Source organism: Craterilacuibacter sp., assembly GCF_051659485.1.
In the GTDB taxonomy this organism is placed as follows: domain Bacteria; phylum Pseudomonadota; class Gammaproteobacteria; order Burkholderiales; family Chromobacteriaceae; genus Craterilacuibacter.
This window is the reverse complement of sequence record NZ_JBOFOO010000254.1, coordinates 1-7246: the sequence shown is the minus strand read 5'-3', so window position 1 is coordinate 7246 and position 7246 is coordinate 1. Positions and strand designations below refer to the sequence as shown.

Annotated in this window: 8 protein-coding genes and 1 pseudogene; 6 read left to right on the top strand and 3 right to left on the bottom strand. The window is 58.4% G+C overall.

The genetic code is table 11. The features are described 5' to 3' along the window. The 3 genes from ACRC1E_RS08915 to ACRC1E_RS08905 all read right to left on the bottom strand — a co-directional run. A partial coding sequence (locus tag ACRC1E_RS08915; RefSeq protein WP_438514746.1) for a TRAP transporter small permease subunit occupies positions 1-419 on the bottom strand: 419 nt, incomplete at its 3' end. A gap of 297 nt (positions 420-716) precedes the next feature. Further along, positions 717-1220 carry a C40 family peptidase gene (locus ACRC1E_RS08910; protein WP_438514745.1) on the bottom strand — a complete coding sequence of 168 codons (504 nt, stop codon included), beginning with the start codon at positions 1218-1220 and terminating at the stop codon, positions 717-719. A 156-nt stretch (positions 1221-1376) separates the two neighbouring features. Further along, the gene (locus ACRC1E_RS08905) at positions 1377-3287 is read right to left on the bottom strand and encodes an ATP-binding cassette domain-containing protein (protein WP_438514744.1); all 1911 of its coding nucleotides are present in this window, start codon (positions 3285-3287) and stop codon (positions 1377-1379) included. A gap of 154 nt (positions 3288-3441) precedes the next feature. On the opposite strand from ACRC1E_RS08905, the gene ACRC1E_RS08900 reads away from it, so the two are divergent. The 6 genes and pseudogenes from ACRC1E_RS08900 to ACRC1E_RS08875 all read left to right on the top strand — a co-directional run. Then, on the top strand, positions 3442-3798 hold the full coding sequence (locus ACRC1E_RS08900) for a hypothetical protein (protein WP_438514743.1): 357 nt from the start codon (positions 3442-3444) through the stop codon (positions 3796-3798). A gap of 5 nt (positions 3799-3803) precedes the next feature. Further along, complete coding sequence (locus tag ACRC1E_RS08895) at positions 3804-4226, top strand: protein YgfX (RefSeq protein ID WP_438514742.1); 423 nt, start codon at positions 3804-3806, stop codon at positions 4224-4226. 34 nt (positions 4227-4260) lie between these two features. After that, positions 4261-5544: a bifunctional tetrahydrofolate synthase/dihydrofolate synthase gene (folC, locus tag ACRC1E_RS08890; RefSeq protein ID WP_438514741.1), complete on the top strand. Its 1284-nt coding sequence runs from the start codon at positions 4261-4263 to the stop codon at positions 5542-5544. 7 nt (positions 5545-5551) lie between these two features. After that, positions 5552-6319 carry an SPOR domain-containing protein gene (locus ACRC1E_RS08885; RefSeq protein WP_438514740.1) on the top strand — a complete coding sequence of 256 codons (768 nt, stop codon included), beginning with the start codon at positions 5552-5554 and terminating at the stop codon, positions 6317-6319. Further along, the gene (locus tag ACRC1E_RS08880) at positions 6316-6801 is read left to right on the top strand and encodes a CvpA family protein (RefSeq protein ID WP_438514739.1); all 486 of its coding nucleotides are present in this window, start codon (positions 6316-6318) and stop codon (positions 6799-6801) included. The genes ACRC1E_RS08885 and ACRC1E_RS08880 overlap by 4 nt, the downstream gene beginning before the upstream one ends. A gap of 75 nt (positions 6802-6876) precedes the next feature. Continuing rightward, a pseudogene (locus ACRC1E_RS08875) lies at positions 6877-7246 on the top strand (amidophosphoribosyltransferase); the annotation flags it as partial.

Sequence of the window (7246 nt, the reverse complement as noted above, 5' to 3'; positions counted from 1 at the left end):
AGCAATACCGGCCAGCGTATCAGTCCGCCGTTGTCGGCCGACATCTCGCCGCTGGTCCATGCATCCATGAACATGGGCCAGCCGTAGAGAATGATCAGATAGCAAACCGGGAAGAGAAACAGCACGGTGCAAGCGATGTCGAGTACTGCCTGAGCGCGGCGCGACAGCTTGCCGGACAGGATGTCGATGCGGATATGTTCGTTTTTTTGCAGGGTGTAAGCGGCGCCCAGCATAAACATGGCTGAAAACAGATACCACTGGATTTCAAGAAAGCCATTGGAACTGATGTTGAACAATTTGCGGATAATGGCATTGCCGGCACTGATCAGTACAACAATCAGCACTATCCATGAGGCAAGGCGTCCGATGCGGGCATTGAGTCCGTCAATCAGGCGCGCTAGGGTGAGCAGGCTTTGCAAGGGTACCTCCTGAGTTTATGGGCCATCGTGGCGCTTTATGCAGGCCGGAATATGCCTAGCCTGTTTTAGCGGCTTAGCATAAATGTTTTTTTGTTAAATGCAATAGGCGTAAATAGGTTTATTACTCAGCGATGCAGCTATGCAGCATCTGGCCGGCGAAGAACGGCAGTTTCTAGTCGCGAATTTAACTTAACAAAAACATATTTATATACCATTGGCATAACTTGTTTGCGTAAAAGTGCCGCGCACTTGTTAAAGTGAACGGCATGAGTCCTAGTGCCAGTTTTTTGCGTGGCTTCAGTCGAACAAGGTACGGGCTCCGTCGAAACGGCTCATGAACCAGGGATTGTCCAGCCGCTCCACCCGGATCTGGCTATTGGTGCGGGGGGCATGGACAAACTTGCCATCACCGATAAAGATGCCCATATGCGAGTACTGGCGATTCATGGTATTGAAAAATACAAAATCGCCTACCCGCAGTTGCTGCGGGCTAATGGAGCGGCTGGACTGGGCAATCTGCGCCGCTGTGCGGGGCAGGTCCACTCCGAGTGCATTGCGATAGATGTAGCCTGCCATGCCGCTGCAGTCCAGCCCCGCTTCCGGGTTGGTGCCGCCGAACTTGTAGTCATTCCCCAAGAGACCCAGCGTCACCATTAACACTTCGCGCCCGGCCCCATCGGCCTTGAGTCCGGACAGGCTTAATCCCAGCTTGGGCCTGGGGGATGGTTTTTTCGGCGGAGTGCTCGAACAAGCCGCCAGCAGGGCGATCAGGGTAAACACGGCAAACTGTCTGGCGCGCATGGTTTTTCTTTCTTTTTCATCCAGTTCGGTGTTGATGGCCGGCCGGATTCGGAACGCCGGCGCCCTGAAGTGTTGACACTAGGGCGGCGGGCTTGAAACACTGAAATCCGAGTCCCGAGTCCCGAGTCCCGAGTCCCGAGTCCCGAGTCCCAAGTCTTAGCCCTGCTTGGCTTCCAGTTCTTCCCAGCGGGCCAGTTTGTCCAGCATCAGCATCTCGATTTCCTCGATGCGAGTTTGCCAGAGCTTGACCTGTTGTGGCTGGTCGCGAAATACCGCTGGGTCCTGCAGTTTTTGTGTCAGCTCGGCCTGTTCGGTTTCCAGTGCGGCAATTTCATCCGGTAATAGTGTCAGTTCGCGGGTTTCGTTGAACGACATCTTGTTGCGGCTGTTTTGCTTGCGCTCGGCCTTGCTCGCAGCCGGCGCGGGAGTCTTGGCTGACACTTCTGCCGGTTTCATGGCCGCCATGCGGGCACGGGCATCGATCCAGTCCTGATAGCCGCCCGGATATTCCTCCAGCTTGCCGTCACCTTCGAAAGCGATGGTCTGGGTGACTACGTTATCGAGGAATGCCCGGTCGTGGCTGACCAGAAACACCGTGCCGCTGTACTGGGTAATCAGTTCTTCCAGTAGTTCCAGCGTGTCGATATCCAGATCGTTGGTCGGTTCATCCAGCACCAGCACATTGGCCGGGCGGGTAAACAGGCGGGCCAGCAGCAGGCGGTTGCGCTCGCCACCGGACAGAGACTTTACCGGGCTGCGGGCACGTGCCGGCTCGAATAAAAAGTCTTCCAGATAGCTCATCACGTGTTTTCTATGGCCGGCAACCTCGATAAAGTCATTGCCTTGGCTGATGACGTCAGCCACGCTCATTTCTTCATCCAGCTGGGTACGGAACTGGTCGAAATAGGCGATATCGAGCTTGGTGCCGCGTTTGATGTCACCGCTGTCCGGCTCCAGTTCACCCAGAATCAGCTTGAGCAGGGTAGTCTTGCCTGCGCCATTGGGGCCGATCAGGCCTATCTTGTCGCCGCGCAGGATGCGGGTGGTGAAGTCGCTGATCAGGGTGCGGCCGGTAAAACCTTTGCTGACGTGTTCCAGCTCGGCCACCAGTTTGCCCGAACGCTCGCCCGGATCCAGCTGGAAGTTGACCTGGCCCACGCGCTCGCGCCGTTGCGAGCGGGCAATACGCAGTGCTTCAAGGCGCCGTACCCGGCCTTCGTTACGGGTGCGGCGTGCTTCGACCCCTTTGCGTATCCATACTTCTTCCTGCGCATGGAATTTATCGAACAGGCGGGCTTGCTCGGCTTCGATGGCCAGCTCTTCCGCCTTTTTGACATGGTAGGCCGAGAAACTGCCCGGGTAGCTTCTGAGTATGCCGCGATCCAGTTCGATAATGCGGGTGGCGACGTTGTCGAGGAAGCGGCGGTCGTGGGTGACCAGCAGAACCGAACCGGCAAAGCCCTTGAGCAGGCCTTCCAACCACTCGATCGCGGAGACATCCAGATGGTTGGTCGGCTCATCCAATAGCAAGACATCGGGGCGGGCTGCCAGTGCGCGTGCCAGCGCCACGCGTTTTTTCCAGCCGCCGGACAGGGCGCTGATCTTGACGTCGGGCTTGAGTTCCAGATGCGACAAGGTGGTCGCGATCAGGGCATCGAATTGCCAGCCGTCACGGGTTTCGATCTCATGCTGGATATGGGTCATGCGGTGCATCAGCGTCTCGAAGTCGGCATCAGGCAGCGTCAGCGCGTCGGCCAGTGCGTGATACTCGGTCAGGTAGGCTTTAAGCTCACCCAGACCTTCGGATACGGCTTCGAACACGGTGTGCTCGGGATTGAACTCCGGCTCTTGCGGCACCCAGCTGATGGCCAGGTCGCCCTTGATATTGATGCGGCCATCGTCAAGGCGCACTTGTCCGGCGATGGATTTGATCAGCGACGACTTGCCGGCGCCATTGCGTCCGATCAGGCCGACAACTTCACCCGGCTCCAGAGAAAAATCAACATGGTCCAGCAGGGCGTGGTGTCCGAAGGCCAGACAAGCCTTCTCGACGGAAATGAGTGCCATGAAAGGCTCGCAGGGTAGTTTGGGATGGCGCGATTGTAGCACGGCGTGCGCGTCTGCCTTCGCTAGGCTGGCCCCTGCATGTACAATGCGCGCCAACTGGTGGTTAAACACTTAGCCCGCTGTTGCAGGGCACTCGCAGATAAAGGATAAATCCATGTACTTCGTTGACCGTTCCGTTGCCATTATCAAGCCGCGTGCACCCTTTCTCGAATGGCTGAATAGCGTAGCCGGCGAAGAAATGATAGATCTGACGCTGGACAGCCTGCGCGCCGATTGCACGGCCCTGCTCTTGCCCGAGTTTGACGAGCCCGAACAGGCGGTGGCCCATATTGACGAAATGGCCGAGCAGCTATTCCGTATGGAGCTGGCTAGCTGGCACGAGGACGAGGCGGGCTGGCCGGCGGATATTTCCTTGCTGACCTTCTGGCAGTGGTTCGATGTCGAATTTCATAGCATGGTGCTGGACGGTGTCGACGCCGATATCCTGAATACACCGACTACCGAGTTGTAAGCGCCGTGGCGCTGCGTCCGTTTCGAGTGGCCTTGCGCCCGTCGCGACTGGCGCTGGCGCTGTCTTGCCTGTTTGCGCTGTGGCTGGCGCTTACGGTGTTGCTTTGGGGGGCGCCTAGCTGGGTGCTGGTGCTGGATGGTCTGCTGTTGTGCGCCATTCTGCAGCGCGAGGGCTGGTTGCCGAGTCGGCAGCGTCCGCGCCACCTCGATGTCAGCCTGTCCGGCGTACTGAGTGCCGATTTTGCCGATGGCACGCAAACGCTGTCTCTGTCGGGGCGTAGCTGGGTGACGCCATGGTTGTGCGTACTTATTGCGCGCACGCACACGCGGCGGGTGCTGCTGCCGTTATGGCCGGATAGTGCCGACGCCGATGCATTGCGCAAACTGCGGGTCTATCTGCGCTGGCAGCCGGAGCCACCCCTTCGTTAATATTTTGACCCTGTCCAATCACGAACTCGTCACCATGATGCTACCCAATGCTGGCTCTACCCTGAACGACTGGCTCGCCTACCTTGAAGCCGCTCACCCCATCACCATAGACATGGGGCTGGCGCGGGTGAGTGCGGTCAAGGCCGCCATGGATCTGCAGCCTGCTTTCCCTGTGGTACTGATAGGCGGCACCAATGGCAAGGGTTCGGTGGCGGCCATGCTCTCGACCATCCTGAACCGTGCCGGTTTCAAAGTCGGTACTTATACTTCGCCGCATATCACCGATTACAACGAACGCGTAGCCATCAATCTTGTGCCCGCCAGCGATGCCTTGCTGATCGCGGGTTTTGTTGCGGTAGAGGAGGCGCGGGCACGGGTCGGCGTGAGTCTCAGTTATTTCGAAGTCGGCACCCTGGCGGCGATGCATTGTTTTATGGCGCAAAGAGTCGATATTGCCGTACTGGAAGTCGGTTTGGGCGGGCGTCTGGACGCGACCAATGCCTTTGATGCCGATGTGTCGGTCGTCGTGAGTGTGGATATCGATCACCAGTCTTTCCTCGGGAATGACAGGGAAAGTATCGGTTTTGAAAAGGCGGGCATTTACCGTGCCGACAAGCCGGCAATTTGTGCCGACCCGAATCCGCCAGCCTCTTTACTGGCGCACGCCAAGGCCATCGGTGCCAAGCTGGCCCCCGTGGGGCAAGCTTACCGCTATCAGCGCATGGATAATCAGTGGTCGTTCCATATGGGAGAGCGCAGCTTGCATGCCTTGCCGGTGCCTGCACTCAGGGGCGGCTACCAGATGGGGAATGCCGCTGCGGCGCTGGCTGTGCTGGATGTACTGCATGCCCGTTTGCCGGTGAGTCTGGGCGCCATCAAGCGCGGCCTGCTCGAAGTCGAATGGCCGGGGCGCTTTCAAGTGCTACCCGGCAGGCCGGTTACGGTGCTGGATGTCGGGCATAACCCGCATGCCGCACGGGCATTATCGGCCAGCCTGCGGCAACTGGCTTTTGCCGAAAACCGCTATGCGGTGTTTTCGATGTTGTCGGACAAGGATCTGGATGCCGTAGTCGAGATTCTGCGTGACGACATCGATCACTGGTTTGTTGCCGGTCTGGATGGGCCGCGCGCGCAAAGCGGGGCCGTGATCGCCGAAAAGCTGGCGGCGCACGGGCTGCGTAATGTGCGCGTTTTCCCCAAAGTAGAAGACGCATGGCATAGCGCCTTATCGCATGCGACAGAGAATGATAGAATCACTGTCTTCGGATCATTTCATACCGTCGCTGCCGTAATGGCCGCACGGTCAAAATCTGCTTGAGGACGGCATGAGCGGACTATCGACAGAGCAGGAACTCATACAATTGAGAAAGCGCGCGCGCCGGCGTCTGGTCGGTGCCGTCGTTTTGGTATCGGTGTCGACTATTGTGCTGTGGAATATCGTCGGTGCCATCCCCGATCAGAAAATGAAGCCGGAAGCCATTGCCGTTATCGGGCAAACCGCTACTCAGGCCGCCAGTGCACCGCTTGCTGCCACGCACACAGATGCCTCCGACGCCATCGCCAGCGCTGCACCTGCGGCCTCCAGTCCGACCGAAATCGTCGCCAGCCTGCCAAACTTGGACGAGGCAGTCTTGCCTGCCGATGTGGCGCCCGCTACGGCGGCACCCAAGTTGATCGCGCCGCAAACTGTTGCTACGCCGGTCAAACCGGTGCCGAAAGCCGAGACGATCGTCAGGGCCGAAGTGGCTAAGCCGGTGGTCAAAGCCGAGGTCGCCAAGCCTGCTCCGGTGGAGCGCGATCCGCTGGCCATTCTGGAAGGGCGCGATACGCATGCTCCGGCCAAGGCTGAAGCCCCCAAGTCCGGCCGCTTTATGGTGCAACTGGCTGCGCTGGGAGATCCCGCCAAGGTGGACGCCTTGCGTGAACGTCTGGCTGCCAACGGGATGTCGGCCCAGTTTAGTCAAGTGAAAACCAGTAAAGGCGACGTGGTGCGCGTGCGTATGGGGCCATATGCTTCCCAAGCCGAGGCACAGGCGGCCTTGGCGCGTTTAAGCAAAGCCGGCGTGAGCGGCATGGTGGTTTCCGCTAAATGACGACTTTTGATTATGTCATGCTGGCCGTTGTGATCGGCTCGATGCTGATTGCACTGATGCGCGGCGTGGTGGCCGAGGTCCTGTCGCTGACTTCCTGGTTATTGGCTTTCTGGGTGGCCAAGACTTTTGCCCCGCTTGCCGCTGTCTATCTGCCGTTGCCAGGCGACGGCATCCGTTTGATAGGCGGCTTTATTGTCTTACTGCTCCTGACCTGGCTTGCGACTGCATTATTGCGCCTGATGCTCAATAGCGTCATCGATGTGGTTGGTCTGGGGGGGGTTAATAAGCTGCTGGGGCTGTTTTTTGGCTTGGCGCGCGGCTTGATGCTGGCAACGGTACTGGTACTGCTGGGTGGTCTGAGTGATCTGCCCAGAACACAGGCCTGGCAGGATTCGGTGCTGGCACAGCCTTTTGAGGGTGTTGCCTTGTCCTTGCGTCCGTGGTTGCCGCAGGTCTTGTCCGAGCGCGTCAAGTTCGGCTGAAATTCTTAACTGGCCGGGCAGTGTCTGCCCGCTGGTTGCTTTACCTTTAAAACAAACCTTCGGGGAAGTCTTGATATGTGTGGAATTCTCGGCGTTGTTGCTCAGTCGCCCGTTAACCAGCTTCTGTACGACGGCCTGCAGGTCTTGCAGCACCGCGGGCAGGATGCCGCGGGGATTGCGACTGCCAATGGCAAGACCTTTCACATGCATAAGGGTAGTGGCCTGGTGCGTGACGTGTTTCGTACCCGCAATATGCGCTCGCTATCCGGCAATGCCGGCTTTGCCCATGTACGCTATCCGACCGCAGGTTCGGCCGATAATCTGGCCGAAGCGCAGCCTTTTTATGTGAACTCGCCGTTTGGTCTGGTGCTGGCCCATAACGGCAACCTGACCAATACCGAAGAGCTCAAAGCCGAGATGTACCGGCATGACCTGCGCCACATCA